This is a genomic window from Mycobacterium sp. IDUB_5, assembly GCF_055419565.1.
The window spans coordinates 357314-375613 of sequence record NZ_JBVAXX010000002.1 but is presented as its reverse complement, the minus strand read 5'-3'; the positions used below and the strand labels follow the sequence as shown (position 1 = coordinate 375613).

The window sequence follows — 18300 nt, the reverse complement described above, 5'->3', positions numbered from 1 at the left end:
GATATCAGTCTACGCATAGCCTCACGTACTTTACAATAGCCTCAAAAGCCGGAAGCTGTTTGCCGAGCGGCTCGACCGCTTTTTAGTCTGCTTGGCGGTGCTCGTGACCTCCGGCGGACCAACGTCCTTGGTCATCTCAGTCGACAAGCTTCTGCGGCTTCGGTGGCTCCGTTCCACCCGCATCGGTGGTGACCGTGAGCAGCGGCGCAAGAGAGCCGACCGTACCGTCTATCCGACCCATCAAGTCGAACTCACCGTCGGCGGTTTCCCTGGACGCTAGCTGCAACGTGTTGCCTTCACCGATTGCAGCGGTGCCGGTTGCGAAGTAGCTGCCGTCGTACTCACCATGCGTCAGGGGTACGTCCGCAATGGTCCGATGCGTCTCGAATTCGACGATCACGTTGGCGATCTCGAATAGTTCCTTCTCGCCAGTCTTGTACGAGACGCCCTCCAGGTAGACCTTCTGACCGTCGAACAGCGGCTGCGGACCATCGCCGGTGGCGACGTACTTCACCTTGCCCTTGCCGTAGGTCTCCTCGCCCTTCCGAAATATCTCGTTCCACTCGTCGTCGTGCACCCGCGTATGGCTACGCATGACGTGGTTCACCAAGTCCTCGAACATGGAGGCCTGCGAGCCGTCCGCAAGTAGAACCGGGACGTTGCCGGGAAGTTCCAGCCGTTGTTCAAGGCCGTCTTGGGTAATGACCGCCTCCGCCTTCAACGTCAGGGAGACCCAGTGGTGGTACTCAAGCCGCTCAGCATTATTGACTAGTCGCCCTACGAACTCCGAGGTGACATCACCTGGGGTAATCGCCTTGATGCCGTACTGGATAGCCTTCGCAAGCGCACCCTTCGTGAACCCACTTGACGAGACAAGCACCTTCACGTTCGCACCGAGGTCCCTGAACTTGTTGTCAGCCTGCTCGACCCATTGGACGTCTTGCTTTCGCTTCCAGTCTCGGCATTCGATGCCAACGATGGTCCCGTGTCCAGCGACCTTGCCCACCGCTACAACATCGACTTCACGCGGCTCGCCGGACACGATCTCCAACAGCTCGACAGACTCGCCAACAATGGCGTCGCCACTGGACATCTGGGTGAGCATCGCAACCAGGCGCTGGAACTCGTTGGATCGTTTCGGCACGATCGCCCCTCCCGGAATCTTGTTAGCGGAAGTCTACGGCGGCTGTCCGACGCACCCGGGCCGTGCCATTCGAGGACAAACGCGATGCAGCGGCGCCGCGCGACGCTTGTGCGCAGACGGCTCCTGCTCGCCCTCCACCGCCCGCTTCATTACATCGGCGTTCTTCGTAGCGAGATTTGCCCTCCTGATAGGCGAAGCGTTGGCGCTCCGCAAGGTCGACGACACCGACGCCGCGAAGGCACGCAGCATGCGGGAGGAGGGCATCAACGCGACCGACATCGCGAAGATGCACGGGGCCTCTCGCGCCACGTGTACCGGTACTTTGATACACAGCCAACGCCTGAACGGATTACCGCTTCGTAGTTCCGGCTTGGCCTCGCCTTAGGCACATCTAAGCCACCAAGCGAATCCTGAACTGGAGGACTGCCTCGAAACGCAGGTACTAGTCGATAAGCTCGTTGTGCACGCGGTAACAGCAATTAAGGGGACGCCCCGCAGTGGAGTTCGCGAAGCAGCACCGAAGACTAGTAACGATTCTGATCGTCTTGCTCGCCGTGCTGATCGCACTGTTGCTGGGGCTGTACACCTCCGCCGAGCTGCGTGACTACATGACCTTAGGTGTCGGTGCGATTGCTTTGGTCGCGCTAGTGCAGAACTGGATTTCTCTGTCTGCCACAACGATCAACACCGGACTCGCCCAGATGAATGAGGATCGGAAGAAATACGGTTGGTCGATCGTGCTGCACCCGGATGGCGGTTCGTACGTTTTGCGGAACACAGGAACGCTCAACGCTACTGACGTCAAACTCGTAGTCCCCGGGCAGCACGCTGCCGCAGCGTTTCTACAACACGACGGTGCCAACGGACCGACGATCAGACCGAATCAGTCCAAGGGCTTCCGTGCCAACTTCCCATGGTCCAGTCGTGGGACCGAGATTCAGGTGGACTGGCTCCCGGAGGGCGAGACCGAGCGTCAACTGCACAACGATGTCGTACAGCCAACGCCAGATCGCATCGCCGAGTACGAAGCCAATCAACGGACGAAGTTGGATGAGCGATACGCGGCGGACCGCGCCGCAACTGATCGCTACCGCGCCGAGTGCAGGCGGCTGCTCATAGACCTGGCCGAAGCGTGGGCCAGCTATCAAGTGGACCCGAGTTCGGGAAACAAGATCCGTGTTCAAGCAATCGTGGGAGCACTCCCGACCAACTTCGCACGCGAGATCGGATACGCAGTCGACGTTCCGCGTGACTTCTGGGGAACGAACCAGTGGCCATTCGAAGGCTGGTTCCCCGACAGCACAGAGGATCAGGCGCTCGTACGAGACAACGCGGCGATGATCGAGCTGATTTGGAATCTTCGGGACGTACAGATTCCGATAATTGTCGAACCAGACCGCAGCCAGCCGCCTGACCCATGGCCGCGTATTGAGCGGGCGGTTTACGGCTTCCGAGACCTCGTCCGCGCACGTGAAGGAGGCATCCGGGAACCGCGCGATGGTGAGCGCGACCGCGAGCGCCGTAGGCAGGCCGAGGAGATGTTCGAGCAGATTAAGAAGAACAGGTGACAGCTACCGGTCATCGCTTGCTGAAAGCCAACTCTCGTCTATCCACAATGTCGCGCATGAAAACGCTGAGCTCCGCCGCTGTCTACAGAGGCCCATAAGATTTTATGAGGTTGCAACGCCGATGCCGTCGGCGAACCGTAGCTACCCATCTGCTCTGTCGCGTCCGAAATGGTGAAGCGTGTTCTGGAAATCGTCGTCATCGGCGGCACCTGCGTTAAGAAGCGAAGCTGCTGCACAGCGGTGGACGTCGCTACTGGGCGGATCTGCCCAGTCTTTCGGGTCGCGGTAATCCCGCGCGCATCCCATGCGCTACCACCAGGATATTGCGCATCCCTGGTCTCTGCGGCATTGCGTTCTGCGCGCAATTCGCATTACGGCGCGACCGCTGTGATAGTTCCCCTTTTCTTGGACCGTGCTACGTGCAGACAGCAAGCGGTTATCCGAGGCGCTTCAGTTGTTCATTCGTTGTGCATCCCTGAGGGAGTTAGCCCTGAAAGGGTGTCGCCTGCTTCGGTAGCTGATGTCGCCAGAGCGCCTCTCTAGCTGGGTAGTTCACCAATCTATCGATTGTTCATTGCAGGTCGAATTGGCCGCTTGTAGGTTTCCCAGATCCGCCAAGTTTCGGTTCGAGTCCGACTGGGGGCCTGGCGCAAAGGATGGTTTGCCGCTCTGCGCGCAGCGCTGGTATTTACGCCCACGAACCAGAATGGGGAGTAGCTGTGACAGCTCACCGTAAACCCGTCGCCCTGGCAGCCCCCGCCAATGAACCTCGCATCGGCAGGCATTTAAGGCCGCGTCGGCGCGGCGCTGTCGGTGGGGGCTGCGACGATAATTCGGATACTCAGGCGCAAACCGGGGGAGGCGATGTGAGCGAAAGCGAGGGGACGGGGTGGCTCCTGCTAGGGCTGGGCTTAATCCCGCTGATCATTTGCTCCTCATTTGGCTGATCAGCGCTGGCGTGGCAGCCGCCATCGCGTATCACCGGGGCCGCAGCGCGGGCGGTTTCTTCGCCGTGACGTTCTTCTTTCTTGGCCCACTCGGTCCCGGCTTCGCACTTCCAGCGCAGCGCGAGGACGGCGGCGTGCCCGTGTCAGCGTCGGTGCATGCGAACACGTTTCCGGCACCTGGTCGACAACGGTTTGTGTGCCTGCGTTGCGGCGCCGAGAACGACGTGCCGAACGCAGACAGGGCCTTCGACTGTTGGCGGTGCAACGAGCACCGCAAAGTGAAGTCGGTCGCGAACGCTTGATTCCGCGGGCATTCGCGCCGGTTCGAGTCCGACTGGGGCACGGACGGGGGCCTGCCTCCGAGAGCGACGATAGCTCGAACGGTGGGCAGCGCCGGCCCGCCCCACCAGCACATGTCGTCAGCGGAGGGAATCCACCCCTCCGCGGGTACCCCGGCCTCATGATCCGCTTCCTCGCCATATGTTCGGCACTCGTCATCGCCGCCGTCGCGTCGCCCGCGACAACCGCAGCGCAGCCCGGCACTCCGCAGGGCCCTACCGCGCCAGCCGATTTCGTCGTGCTCTCCGACGTCGACCCGACGATCCTGCAGGACATCCGCTACTCGACGCCGCACAATTTCACGGGTGAACCGGTCACCGGCTACACGGAGCCGCTGTGCATCCTGACCCGAGCGGCCGCCGACGCGCTGTCCCGAGCGCAGCAGGTCCTGCTGCCGCAGGGCTATTCGCTGAAGGTGTACGACTGCTACCGGCCCCAGCGCGCCGTCAACGATTTCGTCTCTTGGGCCCAGGACATCCCTGATCAGCGGATGAAGCCCGAGTTCTACCCCCGGGTGGACAAGACCACCCTTTTCGCCGACGGCTACATCGCCGACAAATCCGGTCACAGCCGCGGCAGCACCGTCGACCTGACGTTGGTCCGGCTGCCGGCAGCAACGACCGCGCCCTACGTCGTCGGCCAACCCCTGGTGGATTGTGCTGCACCACAAGCGGTTCGCTTCCCCGACAACAGCATCGACATGGGCACCGGCTTCGACTGCTTCGACACGCTCAGTCACACCTTCGACCCACGCGTTCAGGGCGCGCAACTGTCCAATCGACTCCTTGTCAAGGATTCGCTCGAGGCACAGGGGTTCGAGTTCTACGACAGCGAGTGGTGGCACTTCACCCTCGCCGACGAGCCGTACCCCGACACATTTTTCGATTTCCCCATCGAAAGGGCAGCCGTCCCGTCCCGCTGACGCGCCCTCACACAATCTGGGGGCTGTGAGGTGGCGGCAACACGACTGTTCATGCGCTGTTGCGAATCGGCAATACGATCCGGGAAACCTTCGGGCAGCGGTCCTCCCGGAAGTTTCTGTATGCCCTATATGAGCCCGAACGAGTTCGTCGGCACGGTGATCGACGCTGGCGAGTCGATGACAGATAGGAGTGCGCGATGACCCCAATCATGCCGAAAGGTGAGGCCGCAGAACTGATCAAGGCCGCTCGCATCCGCAAGAAGCTCGAATGGTCCGAGATTGCGGCGGAGATCGACGCGCCACTGGTGTGGTGTGTGGCAGCCCTACTCGGCCAGCACCCCATGCAGGCTGCTCAAGCCGAGCGTGTGTGCGCGCTGCTCGACCTCGACGGTGCGGTGGCCGAGAGCCTGCAGCTGCAACCCAGCCGTGGTCTGGACCCCGCGCTGATGTCCGATCCGACCATCTACCGGTTCCACGAGGCGCTCGCTGTCTACGGGCCCGCGCTCAAGGAGCTGATCCATGAGGAGTTCGGTGACGGCATCATGAGCGCCATCAACTTCAAGGTCGACATCAAACGCCGCGCGGATCCAGACGGCGACCGTGTTGTGGTCACCCTGGACGGAAAATTCCTCGATTACCGCTGGTGACGCGGATGCCTACCGCTCGTTCGCTCGCACTGCTTCCAGAAGCTGGTGAACGACGCGTACGACTTCTCCGGCACGTCGGGAAACATCCGCGGCATCTGGTCGGCGGTGCCGCGCCAGTGCGGCACCGAGGGATGTCGCATATAGATGACGTCGTCTCCGAGGTCGAGGTCGTCAAACTCGGCGACCACCACACAGGCGCCCGGGATCTCCCGCGCGCAGCGGAGCACGTAGTCGGTGACCATCGGCGAGACGGGGAAGCGGTCGAACCAACTGGGTTCCAGCAGGACGATCCGGTTGGCGTCGACGTCCTGGCGCCATGCGGCGTTCAGCCAGAACGAGTGATAGAGCACCGTGGGCTTGGCCGGGTCGACCACCGACTCGTCGCTCGGCGGCGGCGTCCACCTGAGGTCGAGCTCCACCCGTTCGGTGAGGACGTCGGGAACCGCCATCTCGGCGAGCACACCGTAGCCGTGGTCGATGACGGTGTCGTGCTGCGTCAGCGGTGAGTACTTGTTGACGTTCTGCTGGGCCGGCACATATTTCTTGTGGCTGTTGGTGCCCGCCACCCACTGCCACGACAGGCTGTTGCTGGCGGGATCGCCGTCGAGCAGGTGGTAGTACAACCACAGGCTGGGTTCCCACCAGTGGGTGCGGCCGAGATTGCACGTCAAGCCCGCCAACCACATGCGTTCGTGGTTGTGCATGTAGCCGGTGTCGTAGAGCGTTCCGACGGCGGCGTCGAGCGCGTCGATTCCTGTGTCGCCGTCGCGCACGGCCCGGGGTATCCGCCGCGAGCTGACGGGGTGCTGTGGCCGCTTGACGTCGGTGAAGATGCGGTCACCGAGGAACGTCCACTCCCGCTGCCAGTACTCCCGCCACGCCAACTCGAAGACGAACTTGTACGCCTGCGCCGGCGTGTGCCGCTCGAGGATCAGCTCGCGCACCTCGGGCAACGTCACCAATCCACGGGTCAGGTAGGGCGAGAGCTGCGTGCCGCCGTCGGTGAAATTGCGCGTCCGCGCATAGCGCGCGGCATCGATTCGCGACACCCGCTCCAGCACGTCCTGCCGAGACACCGCGAACGACTCCACTTCGCCGAGGGTAGCCACGGGCCCGGACACGCTCCGGTCACGCGCGGCGAATGCAAGGATGTTCACCCATGACCACACGCGAACCGGACTTGGTCGACGGCGTGCCCCGCGGGCGGATCGTCGTCGCCTCGATGGTGGGCACCACGATCGAGTTCTACGACTTCTACGCCTACGCCACCGCCGCGGTCGTGGTCTTCCCGCATCTCTTCTTCCCCAAGGGCGACCCGACGACGGCGCTGCTCGCATCACTGGCGACCTTCGGCCTCGCGTTCGTGGCGCGTCCCCTCGGGTCGATCTTGTTCGGACACTTCGGTGATCGGATCGGACGCAAGACCACGCTGGTGGCCTCGCTGCTGGTGATGGGCATCGCGACCTTCCTCATCGGCGTGCTGCCCACCTACCACCAGGTAGGGCTGCTCGCCCCGGCGTTGCTGGCGATCATGCGATTCAGCCAGGGCCTGGCGCTGGGCGGTGAATGGAGCGGCGCGGCGCTGCTGGCCACCGAGACCGCCAAACCCGGCAAGCGCGCGTGGGCGGCGATGTGGCCGCAGCTCGGCGCCCCGTTCGGATTCCTGCTGGCCAACGGCGTCTTCCTCATCCTGGTGCTGTGGCTGGGCTTCAACACCGCCAGCCCCGACCTGGACGGCGCATTCCTCACATGGGGCTGGCGCATCCCCTTCCTGCTCAGCGCGGTGATGGTGGCCATCGGGCTCTACGTGCGGTTGCGGCTGACCGAGACCCCCGTGTTCGCCCGCGCGATCGCCCGCGGCGAGCGGGTGCGCGCACCGCTGGCCGAGGTGTTCCGCAACCACTGGCGTCAACTGATCATCGGCACGTTCGTCATGCTGGCCACCTACACGCTGTTCTACGTCGTCACGACGTGGGCACTGAGCTTCGGCACCGGCAAGAAGACCCCCACCGGTGGGGGATTGGGCATTCCGTACCTCGAATTCCTCCAGCTGCAGCTGATCTCGGTGCTCTTCTTCGCGGCGATGCTCCCGGTCACCGGGCTGCTCGCCGACAAGTTCGGCCGCCGGGTGACGCTGCTGGTGATCACGGTGGCGATCATGATCTACGGCACCACCTTTGGGCTGCTGCTCAACCCGGCGTCGGCGACGACCACCTCGACCCTGGCGTTCCTGATCATCGGCATGACGCTGATGGGACTCACGTTCGGGCCGATGAGTGCCGTGCTGCCCGAACTCTTTCCGACCAATGTGCGCTACACCGGGTCGGGCGTCGCCTACAACGTCTCCAGCATCCTGGGCGCGGCGATCGCACCGTTCGTCGCGACGTGGCTGGCCACCACCTACGGCGTGGCGTGGGTCGGCGTCTACCTGATGTGCGCCGCCGCGCTGACCGGTATCGCGCTCCTGGTGATGCGCGAGACGCGCGACGCCTCGCTCGACGACATTCACGAACTCGTTCCCTAGCGGCCCCGCCGAAATTCCGGTTACGAATTCGTGGTTCCAGGCGTCTGCACCCGTTCAGCGAGCCAAGGCAGCGCGTCGGAGAACGACCGCTCGGCGAACTGCCAGGTGTGAAAGCTGATGATCTTGTGCACTGAGCATGAGATCTTCACGGCCTGACCTGCCGCGCACAGGTCCTCGGCCGCGCCCAACTCATCGGTGTCGCGTTCACCGTCATGGCCGCCGAATCCCGATGGGGAATTCGACTGTGGCCGGTGCAGCCCGGCGTTCTTCATCAGTTGGTCGGCGTTCGCCGGTGCAACGGTGTCCTCGAACCAGCCCGCGACATCGGTGTAGGGGCCGTGCGCGGCCATCACCGTGCGCGGATCGAAGGCGTCCCACTGCGCGGCGTCACCGCCGTAGAGCCGGTCGATCGTCTGCTGCTTGGTACCCGCGGTCGGGCCGTGGTCGCCCGCAATGTCTTCGAACGTCGCGAACAGATCGGGGTGCATCACGGTCAGGTCCACCGCACACGTGCCGCCCATCGACCAGCCGACGACCGCCCAGTTGATCGCGGCGTCGGATGCTCCGTAGTTCGCGACGAGGTAGGGGCGCACGTCTTCGGTGAGGTGGTCGGCGGCGTTGCCGCGTGGCCCGTTGACGCATTCGGTGTCGTTGTTGAAGCTGCCGCCGACGTCGGCGAACACGAAGATCGGGATCTGACCGTGGTGCTGGCTGGAGAACTGGTCGAGGATCGGCATGACATTACCGCTACGCATCCAGTCCGCCGGAGTGTTGAACTCTCCGGCGATCATCATGACCACCGGCAGTCGTGGCGGGGTGTCACCGGCGAACCAAGCGGGCGGCAGATAGATGTACTCGCTCCGATGCGTGAAACCGCTTGCCGTGTCGGGAATGTCGACCTTCACCAGCTTCCCCGAATCTGGCGTGGTGTTGCGTAGGGAAGGAAGCGCCGAGACGTCGACCTCATGCGGGAGCGGCCCCGCGGTGATCGCCCCCCACGCCGACTGCAGCGACGGGTAGTAGCCGACCCACTGGTTCAGCGAGATCGCCGCGGTCAACAACGTCAGCGGTACGGCGAGCACGGACAGCCCCCGCCGCCACCATCTGGTGTTGCGCCAGCCCAGCACCGCGATCGCGACCGCCGCCCCGAACACCGCCGTCCACACCCACAGCACGAACGGTGCGGGGTCCGAGGCCAGCCCCTCGGAATTCATGTAGGTGCGGGCCGCCAGCGCGACGAGGATCCCGACGATGATCGAGATCGGCACCCAGATCACCCGCCACCGTCGGGTCCGCCAGCCGATGACGGCGATCAACACCACGACGGCGACGATCTCGACGGTGAGCGGGAACCAGCCGCCGAGCAGCGAGATCCCTCGCTGGAATTCGTGAAAGTCGGGAGCCGGGAGCTGCGGCAAGGGTGGTGGCGGCGTCGGCGTCGGCGGCGGCATCCCTCTATCGTGGCGACGCTAGCTGTGCACTTGCCAGAATGCTCCGCGGTAGGCCGTGCCTGTGCCCGCTCGCGGTCGCTCAGACAGCGGACCGGTGGAGAAGGTGACGTGCACGCTCACCGGCAGTCATCGCGCCCCACACTCCGTGCTGCTCGGGTGTCCGCAGCGCGTGGTCACGACATTGTTGGAGGACCGGGCACTGGCGACAGATCACCTTGGCGGCCTTCTCTTTTCTGTGGACCACCGCCCGTGACGAGTCCTCCGGAAAGAACACCTCTGCCGGATATCCGAGGCACCTTCCCTGCAACTGCCAGCTCCACGCGTCCTCGGTCGGCGGGGGTAACCGGAGGCAGTGCGTTCGCGCGAACGAGGTCAGATAGCTGCTGTGGCGCGTCATCAGCGACCTCCGCGAATCACGAGCTGCGGCACCTTTGGCCACAGCAGTCACAGGTGAAGTCGGTCGCCGCATCTGCCTCGTTACAGCGACCCGTGTCAGATCCGTTTGCGACGCAACCCCATTCACAGCAACTGTCAGCCAAACTCACAGGTGATATCCCGGCTTCTTCAGGTTGGCTTCAGGCCGCGCGGTCAACATCACTTGCGTGACCACCCGGCGCTACGGCTCCTGCACCTTGACCGGGGATCCGGTGTGACCTCCGACAGTCCCGAACTCACGCGGTCGCTCTGGGCGCTCGACGGCGTCAACTTCTTCCTCGCCGACGTCCAGGCCGGCCTCGGCCCGTTCCTCGGGGTCTACCTGATCAACAAGGAGACCTGGAACCCGGCCAACATCGGTTTCATCCTCACCCTCGGCGGCGCGGTCGGGTTGCTGCTCAACGCCCCGGCCGGCGCCCTGATCGACGCCACGAAGTACAAGCGGGCCCTCCTGGCCGGGGCCGCCGCGCTGACGTCGTTCGGCACGTTCATCGTGACGCTGAAGCCGACGTTCGCGGTCGTCACCGCGGCCCAGCTGCTGACCGGAGTAGCCGGGGTGGTCCTGGGTCCCGTCATCGCCGCCATCGCGCTGGGCATGGTCGGGCCGAAACGGTATGCCGCGCAGACCGGTCGCATGCAGGCGTTCAACCACGCCGGGAATGTGGTGGGCTCCGCCGTCGCCGGGCTGGCCGGCTACCTCATCAGCCTGAGGCTGGGCTTCTGGCTGGCCAGCCTGTTCGGCATCTTCGTGGTCCTCTCCACACTGATGATCAAACCGAACCTGATCAACCACGATGTGGCCCGCGGGATGAAACCCAAAGACGACACCGACGGCGGCGACGACAAACCGTCGGGTTTTGCTGTGCTGCTACGTAATCGCCCACTGCTCATTCTCGCGGCCGTCGTGGGGCTCTGGCAGCTCGCCAACGGCGCCATGCTGCCGATCACGGGTCAGAAGCTGGCCGTCGGGGACGCCAACAACGGTGCGCTGTACCAGGCCGCGCTGATCATCGTCGCGCAGGTCGTGATGATCCCGATGGCCATGCTGGTGGCCCGTCGCGGCGATCGCTGGGGACGAAAACCGTTGATGGTGCTGGCCTTTGCGGTACTACCGGTGCGCGGCGTGCTGTTCATCCTGGCGCAGTACCCGGGTGAGGTGATCGCCGTGCAGGCCCTCGACGGTATCGGCGCCGGCCTGCAGGGCGCGTTGTTCGCGATCATGGTGGCCGACCTGACCCGCGGCAGCGGCCGCTACAACATCGCGTTCGGCGCGGCCACGATGGTGCAGGGGATCGGCGGCGCGCTGAGCCCCACGCTGGCCGGTGCCATCGACGCCGCCGCCGGGTACGGCGCCGCGATGTGGGCACTAACGGGAATCGCCGTGGCGGCCCTGGTCCTGCTGGTGCTCGCCGTTCCGGAGACCCGCACGCCGTCCGACGATCCGCCGGAAACCTCGGACGTCACACCTGAACCCACCGCGGTCGGCTGAGGCCGGTCATCTCCGGAGTCGGTGCACTGGTGGCAAGTGTCCTCGCATCGTGTCGACGTCGCTCACTCACCCGCCGGGGGAGAAGGACAATTGGCAGCAAGGTCCTCAATGCGGCTGGAGGCCGTAGACCTGCGGGCACCATCCGACGACGTCACCGGGACCGGTGGCGAGCGCGGGGTTCCACATGACGGGAACGCCGTTGATCACCCAGCAGTTCTTGTCCGAGAGATCAATCCCGTTCTGCTGGGGGTTGTTCTGCGGGGCCTGGGGAGGCTGCTGGGGTGGTTGATTGGGCTGCTGTGGCGGTGGGGAACTGCCGTTGCCGGAATCACGGTTCTGCGGCAGCTGCGGAACACCCGGCCCCTGCTGCTGTTGACATTGCTGCTGCTGATCTGGCGGCTGCTGATCGCACGATGGATCGTCAGCAAGAGCCGTTGGCGCACACACGGCGAGCGCGCCGGCGGCAAGTAGGCAGCCTGCGGCAAACCCCATACGATCGAACATCTACTCATCCCCCTCGATTGCGTCCCCGACCAACGGCCGACAACTGCCCGACAGGATGCTACGTCCGACGATGCAGTCAGTTCGGCACTTTGCCGCAATCACAGCAAATCACCACGAGGCCGATTGCCTCGGCGGCAGCCCGGCCGAGCTGATGGCTTGCGCTCACCGAACAGGTGAAGCGGCTAACGGGCCGCAGCGTAGATCGAAGCGCTCGCGCAACGTGTCCAGCGTCCGGCGCGCGCTGTCGCGGTCGCGGCGGTGCCGCAGCAGGAAGGTCACAGATCCCCGCAACCGGCGGGTCAGCGGATACCAGGAATCGACGTTGGACCCACACCGCAGGAATACCGAATTCGGCAAGCACTCGAACATCACGCTGAGGTTGTACTGCGAGAGGCACAGGATGCCGAACGGCAGGATGACCTTCGATTTCGCCCGTAGGTCGATGGCGTCCATCTCATACAGCGGAGCGTCCACCAGCCGGTCGCGGTAGAGCATGTGCGTCATGAAGTACGCCATGAATGACGTCAAATGCATTGTTGCCGAACGGGGTTGAATGGACAGCACCGACCCGCCGGGAGAGAGGTACGGCTGATAAGGCCCCGCGTCGCGTAGGACGTAGCCTGTGCAGTTGATGATCCAGCTGCCGGGCATGACCCCGCGGTTGCGGCCACGGGCGAACGTCATCACCGGGCCGTCCGGACCATCGGTCACGTCGGTGAAGCGGTCCATCACGGTCTCTCGCAGACCCGCCGCGATGGCCCGGCTCTCCTCGCCCGACATGATGCCCAACACGTAGGTGTCGGCGCGCTCGGTGGGCCAGACGCCGTAGGTGTCGCGAAACCAGCGGTTCGCCTCGTTCTCGTTGGTGCCGTCGAAGTGGCTGAGCATCTGCGCTCCCGAGACGCTCGCCATGGTGCCCGACCACCACCGCTTGCGGCCGCGCGGAAAGGTCTCGTCGCGGCTGAGAAAGTAGGTCCCGGATCCGGCGACCATCGACACCTCTCGGCGCGGGTCGGCGGCGAGCAGCGCCTGGGCGGTGTCCATCCCGGTCTTTCCGCCGCCGATCACCCACACAGGCGCACCGTCTGAGGCGATCTCGTCGACGTCGCAGAAGTTCGGCGAGACCGAGCGCACCTGCTCGGACTGAACGGGCAGCGGGTTGTTCGGGGTGACGGCGAAGCCGGCCGCGTTGATCAGCCGCGGTGTGGTGATCGTGCGCGTGCGGCCGTCTGCGGAACTCACATGCAGTGTGGCCATGCCGTCGGCCTCAGTGAAGCCGTCAAACTCCCAGCCGAAGAGGGTGTCGACCGTGACCTGCCGCCGAACGACATCCAAGCAGTGGGCGAAGTGGTCGAGCACCTCGGAGCGCGTGGCGAGATGGCTGCGGTCATGGCCCTGGGCCCACCCGATGTCGCCGGCGGTGAACCAGGGGTGTGGTTGGTGCAGGCGGACGTACGGGTAGGCGTCCACCCACATGCCGCCGACGCGTTGGCGCCGGTCGACGAGGATCACCCGCTGCCCGCGGCCCAGGTATTCGGACGCCACCGCGAGTGCGTTCATCCCGGCCAGACCTGCTCCGACGATGCACAGGTCGCAGCTCTCGGTCTCTGCTGAGTCGCTCACCCTCGAGTCGTCAGTCACCGCGTCACCTGCTTCGCTCGCTGCCTCCCGTCGGAGTGCCCGTCAACAGCAAAGCGAAACCTGGCGTCAGGGTCGACGTATATGTGTCACGGCTATCTCGGTTGCCGTCATCGCGCGCACCGGCCGCACCGACAGGCACATGACCGCCGCGACGGCGCAAAGGCCGGCCGCGATGTAGAAGGCGAGGTCGTAGTCGCCACGCAGGTCGCGAATCCAGCCGGCACCCGCCGCGGCGACGGCCGCGCCGAGCTGATGCGAGGCGAACACCCAGCCGAAGACGATCGGCGCCCTGTCGCCGAAATAATTGCGGCACAGCGCAATGGTCGGTGGCACCGTCGCCACCCAGTCCAGGCCGTAGAAGATGATGAACACCCACGTTCCGGGCTCGGCGTGTGGGGACAGCAGGACCGGGAGGGCGAGCAGCGACAGCCCCCGCCCCGTGTAGTAGATGACCAGCAGCAGGCGGGCATCCACGCGGTCGGTCAACCATCCCGAGAACACAGTGCCCGCGACGTCGAGGACGCCGACCACGGCGAGAAGGCCGGCGGCCACGGTCGTCGGCATCCCGTGGTCGTTGGCCGCGGGGATGAAGTGGGTGCCGATCAACCCGTTTGTCGTCATGCCGCAGATCGCGAAGCTGCCCGCCAGTAGCCAGAAGGCAGGCACCCGCGCACCGAGTACCAGTCCCGAGAAGGCCGCGCCGAAACTGCTGCCGGGCGGACGTGGCGCCGGCCCGACATCGGCGGACGGTTCCTGGCCATAGCGTCCAAGGCCCTTGTCCTGCGGCCAGTTTCGCATCAGCAGCAGGATCGGGGGGATCACGATGAGCGCGGCGGCGGCCACCAGCAGCGAGGCCCATCGCCACCCGTGATCCGTCGTGATGGCGGCGACCACGGGCAGGAAGATGAGCTGACCCGTCGCGCTGGCAGCGGTCAGCACACCGGTGACGAGTCCGCGATGTGCGTCGAACCACCGGGTGGCGATCGTCGCGACGAATCCCATCGAGATCGCGCCGGTCCCGGCGCCGACGAGTACTCCCCACAGCAGGATCAACTGCCAGCTCGCGGTCATCGTCACGCTCAGCGCGCTGCCGGTCGCGATCATCGCGAGCGCGACGGTCAGCACCGGGCGGATACCGAAGCGGTCCATCAGCGCCGCCGCGAACGGCGCGGTCAGGCCGAACAACGTCATGTTCACCGACATCGCCAACCCGACCGTGCCGTGAGACCAGCCGAACTCGTGATGCAGTGGGTTCATCATCACGCCGGGCACGGAGCGGAAGCCGGCGGCGCCGAGCAGAGCGACGAAGCTGACGGCCGCCACGACCCACGCCCAGTGCAGGCGGACGATGCGGCGCGCAGAGCGGTCGGTCACGGTCACCGGTCGACTATGGCGTCATCGTGCCGCCGTGGCCAGTGGCAAGACTGCCGTTGTTCGTCAAAAACATGCCATCATGGCGTCGTGTCCGCTCACCGCGTCGCCGTGTTGCTGCTGGAGCCGGTCATCGGCTTCGATGCGACGATCGCCCCGATGCTGTTCGGCGCGGCCGCAAACCCCGACGGCGAGCCGCTGTACGACGTGATCACGTGCGGGGTCACCAGCGACCCGGTCCCCACCACGGCCGGATTCGCAATGATCCCGGAGGCAGGAGTCGACGCCCTGGCCACCGCTGACACCGTGGTGGTCCCCGGCACGCGATATCGGCCCGCCCGCGTCGATGGCCGGCTCGAACCAGACGTCGCTGCGGCGCTGGCCACGATCCCGTCCACGGCCCGCGTCGTCTCGATCTGCACGGGCGCCTTCGTGCTCGCTGCCGCGGGGCTGCTCGACGGCCGCCCTGCCACGACCCACTGGCAGCACGCCGACACGCTGCGCGCGATGTATCCGCGGGTGCTGGTCGACGAGAACGTGCTCTTCGTCGACGACGGCGACGTGCTGACCTCCGCGGGCCTCGCCGCAGGCATCGACCTGTGCCTGCACATGATCCGGCGCGATCATGGAACGCAGGTCGCGAACGCGGTCGCGCGCTACTGCGTCGTGCCGCCCTGGCGTGAGGGTGGCCAGGCCCAGTTCATCGAAAGTCATGTCCCCGTCGACGATTTCGCGTCGACAGCGGCGACCAGACACTGGGTCACCGAGAATCTGCAGGAGCCACTGACGATCCATCGGCTCGCCGAGCACGCGGGCATGAGCACCCGCACGTTCATCCGTCGCTTCCGCGAGGAGACCGGCCAGCCGCCCGGAGAATGGATCCGCCACCGCCGCGTCGACCGTGCTCGCGAACTCCTGGAGAGCCATGACCTCAGTGTCGACGAGGTCGCCCGACGATCAGGCCTGGGTTCCGCGGGCAATCTCCGGCATCACCTGCGCCGCGGCCTGGGTATGTCGCCGTCGAGTTATCGCAAGGTGTTCGCCGGCCACGAGTAGTGGCCGAAATCGAACGAAACGCCGGCCGAGTCCATCGCTACTCTCGAAATATGCAGATCACAGGCGCCTTTCTCGCCGAGCACGCTGAGATCGTGGACGGCAAGCTCAACGTGACAGGAGGCGTTCTCGACGTCGTCAAGGCTCCGGCGGTGGGCCTGACGAACGAGAACGGTGAGCAGTTGGCCCTCCCGCTGAGCCTGGTGACGCTGATGCAGGCCGGGCCTGATGACGAGGGGCGGCCCTACCGAATGAAGCTGGAGGCGGTCTCGTCCAACGGCGACATCATCGTGCTGGGCGACCAGGAGATTCCGGGCGGGCACCGTGACGGAGAGAATCACTTCTGGATCAGTGACTTCGGGTTGACCACCAGGGCGGGCGGACGCATGGCGTTGATCGCCAGCATCGAAGGCGGCGGCAGCGTCAGTGTCCCGGTGTTCGTCGAGCGGGTCGACCGCCATCCGGCATGACACGCAGTCCGCCTCAGGGTTCGCACCGAATGCCTTTGGTGGCGAATCGCTTGGGTAGCCTCGACAGGCTGCGACTCCTCCTTGCGCTGGTGAACGTCGTCCTCGTCGTCGTCGGCTCGCTGGTGGCGTCCGACCTGACGCGGCGGGAAGCCCGTGCCGCCGGACCGCCTGTGTTGCCCGACCTCCACGTCCTCACCGAGTCGATGCCCGTCGACGAGAGCGCTGTGCCGCCGCTGCCCGGCACGCGGTGGGGCACGATCATCGCCGTTCCCCAGGGCGGCCCCGCCCCGGTGGAGCCGCCGCAGTGCGGTGTGTTTCTCTCCCAAGGTGAGGTCAGTCAGAAGGCGCTCGCGATGCGCTCCTCGGGCGGTGCGGCAATCGGCATCGAACTCGCCGTCACACCACAGCCGGTCCATGTGCACGGCCTCGCCGAGCAGTGCGCGTCGTTCTCACTGGCCACACCGGAGTTGCAGTCCGCCGCCCTCATCGAGACCGCCGACTTCGGTCCGATCCCGCCCGACGCGATCAGCGTGCAGCTGCACACGCGGACGACCACCACGACGCAGTCGCTGGCGTGGGACATCGCGATGATCCTCGGCACCCACCGTGGCTTGTTGGTGACGGCGGAGTACACCCCGGGGCCACACGGTGGTGCCTTCGATTCTACTCTGGCAGAACAGCTTCCGGCTCTCTATCAGGCGCAGACGACGCGGTTGGACAAGAGCTGAAGCTGCCCCGTGTCAGGCGCTGTCCCGCAGATGCGTGGCCACGGCGCGCAGGGGCGACGGTCCAGCACTGGAGCGCCGCGACCCGATCTGAACGAATCCCGCTTCCCGCACGAGTCCCAATGGGCCGGGGCCGCTGAACCGAGCCAGGCCGGCTGCCCTCAGGGCGTAGCTCGCCTTGGCCTGGCGGAAGCCGACCATGGCGCCGAGACCGGTCATGCCGATCATGCCGAAAATTCCGAGGGCGGCAGCGGTGAACAGCGCCCAGACCGAAACGTGGCGGATGAACGCGCCGACGCAGGGGGAGCCCGACGGAAGTCCCGAGCGAGCGCTCACCTGATCGGTGAGCGCCTTCACGATCGCAGGTAGCGTTGCCGTCCCGGCCGCCAAGGTCGCCGACGTCCTCTCCAGCAGAGCAGGATCGATCGGAAGGCCGAGTAGTCGCATCCCCTCAAGGGCGTCTCTCAGCCATTGAGACTGCGTCGGCAGGTAAGCCGTCGTGGAGGAATTCGGGAGCGCCGCGCTCATCAGCCGCGACTCTGCGGCGCCGAGGCGACCCAGAACGGGCGTCGTACCCGGGCCGCTCAGCTGCTGTTGCAACAGCCACTGGAGCTGGACCCACGTCAACAAGACGAACCACTGCAGAATGCTGGGGGGTGCGATCGCCGCTGCCACCGAGACGAGCGGGACCGTGGTCGTGGCTGCCGGAACCGGCACGGCCAGAACGGTGTTCGGTTCGGCGACAGGAGCAATCGGTGCATCGACGGTGACGGGGGAGTTGTCCACGACGGGGGAAGCGCTGGCGACTGAGTCGGGGTCGACAGCGGGCGCGGAGGTGATCGGCGCATCGGTGCTGACCGGGTCTGCGTCGCCTGCAGTCGGCTCAGTAGTGATCGGGGTAGCAATGATCGGGGTGGCGATGGACTGCGAATCCGAGGGCGAATCTGGTGTCGTCGTCGACGGCGTGGTCTCGGACCCGGTGTCCTCGGCGGGTGGGTCGATTGTCGGACTGTCCTCTGGCGCTGCATCGCCTGGCACCTCAGGCGACGGATCCACAGTGCTGTCCGTGG

At 65.4% G+C, this 18300-nt stretch carries 16 protein-coding genes; 8 read left to right on the top strand and 8 right to left on the bottom strand.

The window, feature by feature from the left end:
• Positions 1 to 136: 136 nt before the first annotated feature.
• Positions 137 to 1144 carry a restriction endonuclease gene (locus tag ACZY1G_RS06910; RefSeq protein ID WP_463821963.1) on the bottom strand — a complete coding sequence of 336 codons (1008 nt, stop codon included), beginning with the start codon at positions 1142 to 1144 and terminating at the stop codon, positions 137 to 139.
• Positions 1145 to 1641: 497 nt separating this feature from the next.
• On the opposite strand from ACZY1G_RS06910, the gene ACZY1G_RS06905 reads away from it, so the two are divergent.
• The 3 genes from ACZY1G_RS06905 (at position 1642) to cynS (ending at position 5567) form a co-directional block, all read left to right on the top strand.
• On the top strand, positions 1642 to 2712 hold the full coding sequence (locus ACZY1G_RS06905) for a hypothetical protein (protein ID WP_463821962.1): 1071 nt from the start codon (positions 1642 to 1644) through the stop codon (positions 2710 to 2712).
• Between the two features lie 1407 nt (positions 2713 to 4119).
• Positions 4120 to 4920: a M15 family metallopeptidase gene (locus ACZY1G_RS06900; protein ID WP_463821961.1), complete on the top strand. Its 801-nt coding sequence runs from the start codon at positions 4120 to 4122 to the stop codon at positions 4918 to 4920.
• Positions 4921 to 5117: 197 nt separating this feature from the next.
• Positions 5118 to 5567 (top strand): cyanase, encoded by a 450-nt coding sequence (gene cynS / locus ACZY1G_RS06895; RefSeq protein WP_463821960.1) that lies wholly within the window; start codon positions 5118 to 5120, stop codon positions 5565 to 5567.
• Here cynS and ACZY1G_RS06890 read toward each other — a convergent pair.
• Positions 5555 to 6676, bottom strand: coding sequence for an FAD-binding domain-containing protein (locus tag ACZY1G_RS06890; RefSeq protein ID WP_463821959.1), 1122 nt, complete (start codon positions 6674 to 6676; stop codon positions 5555 to 5557). The two genes, cynS and ACZY1G_RS06890, sit on opposite strands and share 13 nt — an antisense overlap.
• 50 nt (positions 6677 to 6726) lie before the next feature.
• Between ACZY1G_RS06890 and ACZY1G_RS06885 the strand changes: the two genes are divergently transcribed.
• Positions 6727 to 8091: an MFS transporter gene (locus ACZY1G_RS06885; RefSeq protein ID WP_463821958.1), complete on the top strand. Its 1365-nt coding sequence runs from the start codon at positions 6727 to 6729 to the stop codon at positions 8089 to 8091.
• 20 nt (positions 8092 to 8111) lie between these two features.
• Here the strand turns inward: ACZY1G_RS06885 and ACZY1G_RS06880 are convergent, their stop codons facing one another.
• Both ACZY1G_RS06880 and ACZY1G_RS06875 read right to left on the bottom strand, forming a co-directional pair.
• On the bottom strand, positions 8112 to 9542 hold the full coding sequence (locus ACZY1G_RS06880) for an alpha/beta hydrolase (RefSeq protein WP_463821957.1): 1431 nt from the start codon (positions 9540 to 9542) through the stop codon (positions 8112 to 8114).
• A gap of 79 nt (positions 9543 to 9621) precedes the next feature.
• A complete protein-coding gene (locus tag ACZY1G_RS06875; protein ID WP_463821956.1) occupies positions 9622 to 9939 on the bottom strand; it encodes a WhiB family transcriptional regulator in 318 nt (105 codons plus the stop codon).
• A 252-nt stretch (positions 9940 to 10191) separates the two neighbouring features.
• On the opposite strand from ACZY1G_RS06875, the gene ACZY1G_RS06870 reads away from it, so the two are divergent.
• Positions 10192 to 11466, top strand: coding sequence for an MFS transporter (locus ACZY1G_RS06870; RefSeq protein WP_463815345.1), 1275 nt, complete (start codon positions 10192 to 10194; stop codon positions 11464 to 11466).
• Positions 11467 to 11571: 105 nt separating this feature from the next.
• On the opposite strand, the gene ACZY1G_RS06865 is transcribed toward ACZY1G_RS06870, so the two are convergent.
• The 3 genes from ACZY1G_RS06865 to ACZY1G_RS06855 all read right to left on the bottom strand — a co-directional run bounded on the left by ACZY1G_RS06865 (position 11572) and on the right by ACZY1G_RS06855 (position 14991).
• A complete protein-coding gene (locus ACZY1G_RS06865) occupies positions 11572 to 11970 on the bottom strand; it encodes a hypothetical protein (RefSeq protein ID WP_463821955.1) in 399 nt (132 codons plus the stop codon).
• A gap of 162 nt (positions 11971 to 12132) precedes the next feature.
• Entirely contained in the window at positions 12133 to 13593 is a 1461-nt protein-coding gene (locus ACZY1G_RS06860; RefSeq protein WP_463815347.1) for an FAD-dependent oxidoreductase, read from the bottom strand.
• Positions 13594 to 13677: 84 nt separating this feature from the next.
• Entirely contained in the window at positions 13678 to 14991 is a 1314-nt protein-coding gene (locus tag ACZY1G_RS06855) for an MFS transporter (RefSeq protein WP_463821954.1), read from the bottom strand.
• A 150-nt stretch (positions 14992 to 15141) separates the two neighbouring features.
• Here ACZY1G_RS06855 and ACZY1G_RS06850 point away from each other — a divergent pair, with 150 nt between their 5' ends.
• Genes ACZY1G_RS06850 through ACZY1G_RS06840 form a run of 3 tightly spaced genes read left to right on the top strand, consistent with a single transcriptional unit; the run spans position 15142 to position 17233 of the window.
• Complete coding sequence (locus tag ACZY1G_RS06850; RefSeq protein WP_463822218.1) at positions 15142 to 16038, top strand: GlxA family transcriptional regulator; 897 nt, start codon at positions 15142 to 15144, stop codon at positions 16036 to 16038.
• A 50-nt stretch (positions 16039 to 16088) separates the two neighbouring features.
• On the top strand, positions 16089 to 16505 hold the full coding sequence (locus ACZY1G_RS06845) for a hypothetical protein (protein WP_463821953.1): 417 nt from the start codon (positions 16089 to 16091) through the stop codon (positions 16503 to 16505).
• A gap of 29 nt (positions 16506 to 16534) precedes the next feature.
• Positions 16535 to 17233: a hypothetical protein gene (locus tag ACZY1G_RS06840; RefSeq protein ID WP_463821952.1), complete on the top strand. Its 699-nt coding sequence runs from the start codon at positions 16535 to 16537 to the stop codon at positions 17231 to 17233.
• 12 nt (positions 17234 to 17245) lie between these two features.
• Here the strand turns inward: ACZY1G_RS06840 and ACZY1G_RS06835 are convergent, their stop codons facing one another.
• Positions 17246 to 18286: a hypothetical protein gene (locus ACZY1G_RS06835; RefSeq protein WP_463821951.1), complete on the bottom strand. Its 1041-nt coding sequence runs from the start codon at positions 18284 to 18286 to the stop codon at positions 17246 to 17248.
• Positions 18287 to 18300 lie beyond the last annotated feature (14 nt).

Bases quoted from the DNA above. Each gene is read 5' to 3' on its own strand.
- ACZY1G_RS06900 (WP_463821961.1), top strand. From the start codon at position 4,120: ATGATCCGCTTCCTCGCCATATGTTCGGCACTCGTCATCGCCGCCGTC.
- cynS (WP_463821960.1), top strand. From the start codon at position 5,118: ATGACCCCAATCATGCCGAAAGGTGAGGCCGCAGAACTGATCAAGGCC.
- ACZY1G_RS06885 (WP_463821958.1), top strand. From the start codon at position 6,727: ATGACCACACGCGAACCGGACTTGGTCGACGGCGTGCCCCGCGGGCGG.
- ACZY1G_RS06880 (WP_463821957.1), bottom strand. From the start codon at position 9,542: ATGCCGCCGCCGACGCCGACGCCGCCACCACCCTTGCCGCAGCTCCCG.
- ACZY1G_RS06875 (WP_463821956.1), bottom strand. From the start codon at position 9,939: ATGACGCGCCACAGCAGCTATCTGACCTCGTTCGCGCGAACGCACTGC.
- ACZY1G_RS06865 (WP_463821955.1), bottom strand. From the start codon at position 11,970: ATGTTCGATCGTATGGGGTTTGCCGCAGGCTGCCTACTTGCCGCCGGC.
- ACZY1G_RS06850 (WP_463822218.1), top strand. From the start codon at position 15,142: ATGCTGTTCGGCGCGGCCGCAAACCCCGACGGCGAGCCGCTGTACGAC.
- ACZY1G_RS06845 (WP_463821953.1), top strand. From the start codon at position 16,089: ATGCAGATCACAGGCGCCTTTCTCGCCGAGCACGCTGAGATCGTGGAC.
- ACZY1G_RS06840 (WP_463821952.1), top strand. From the start codon at position 16,535: ATGCCTTTGGTGGCGAATCGCTTGGGTAGCCTCGACAGGCTGCGACTC.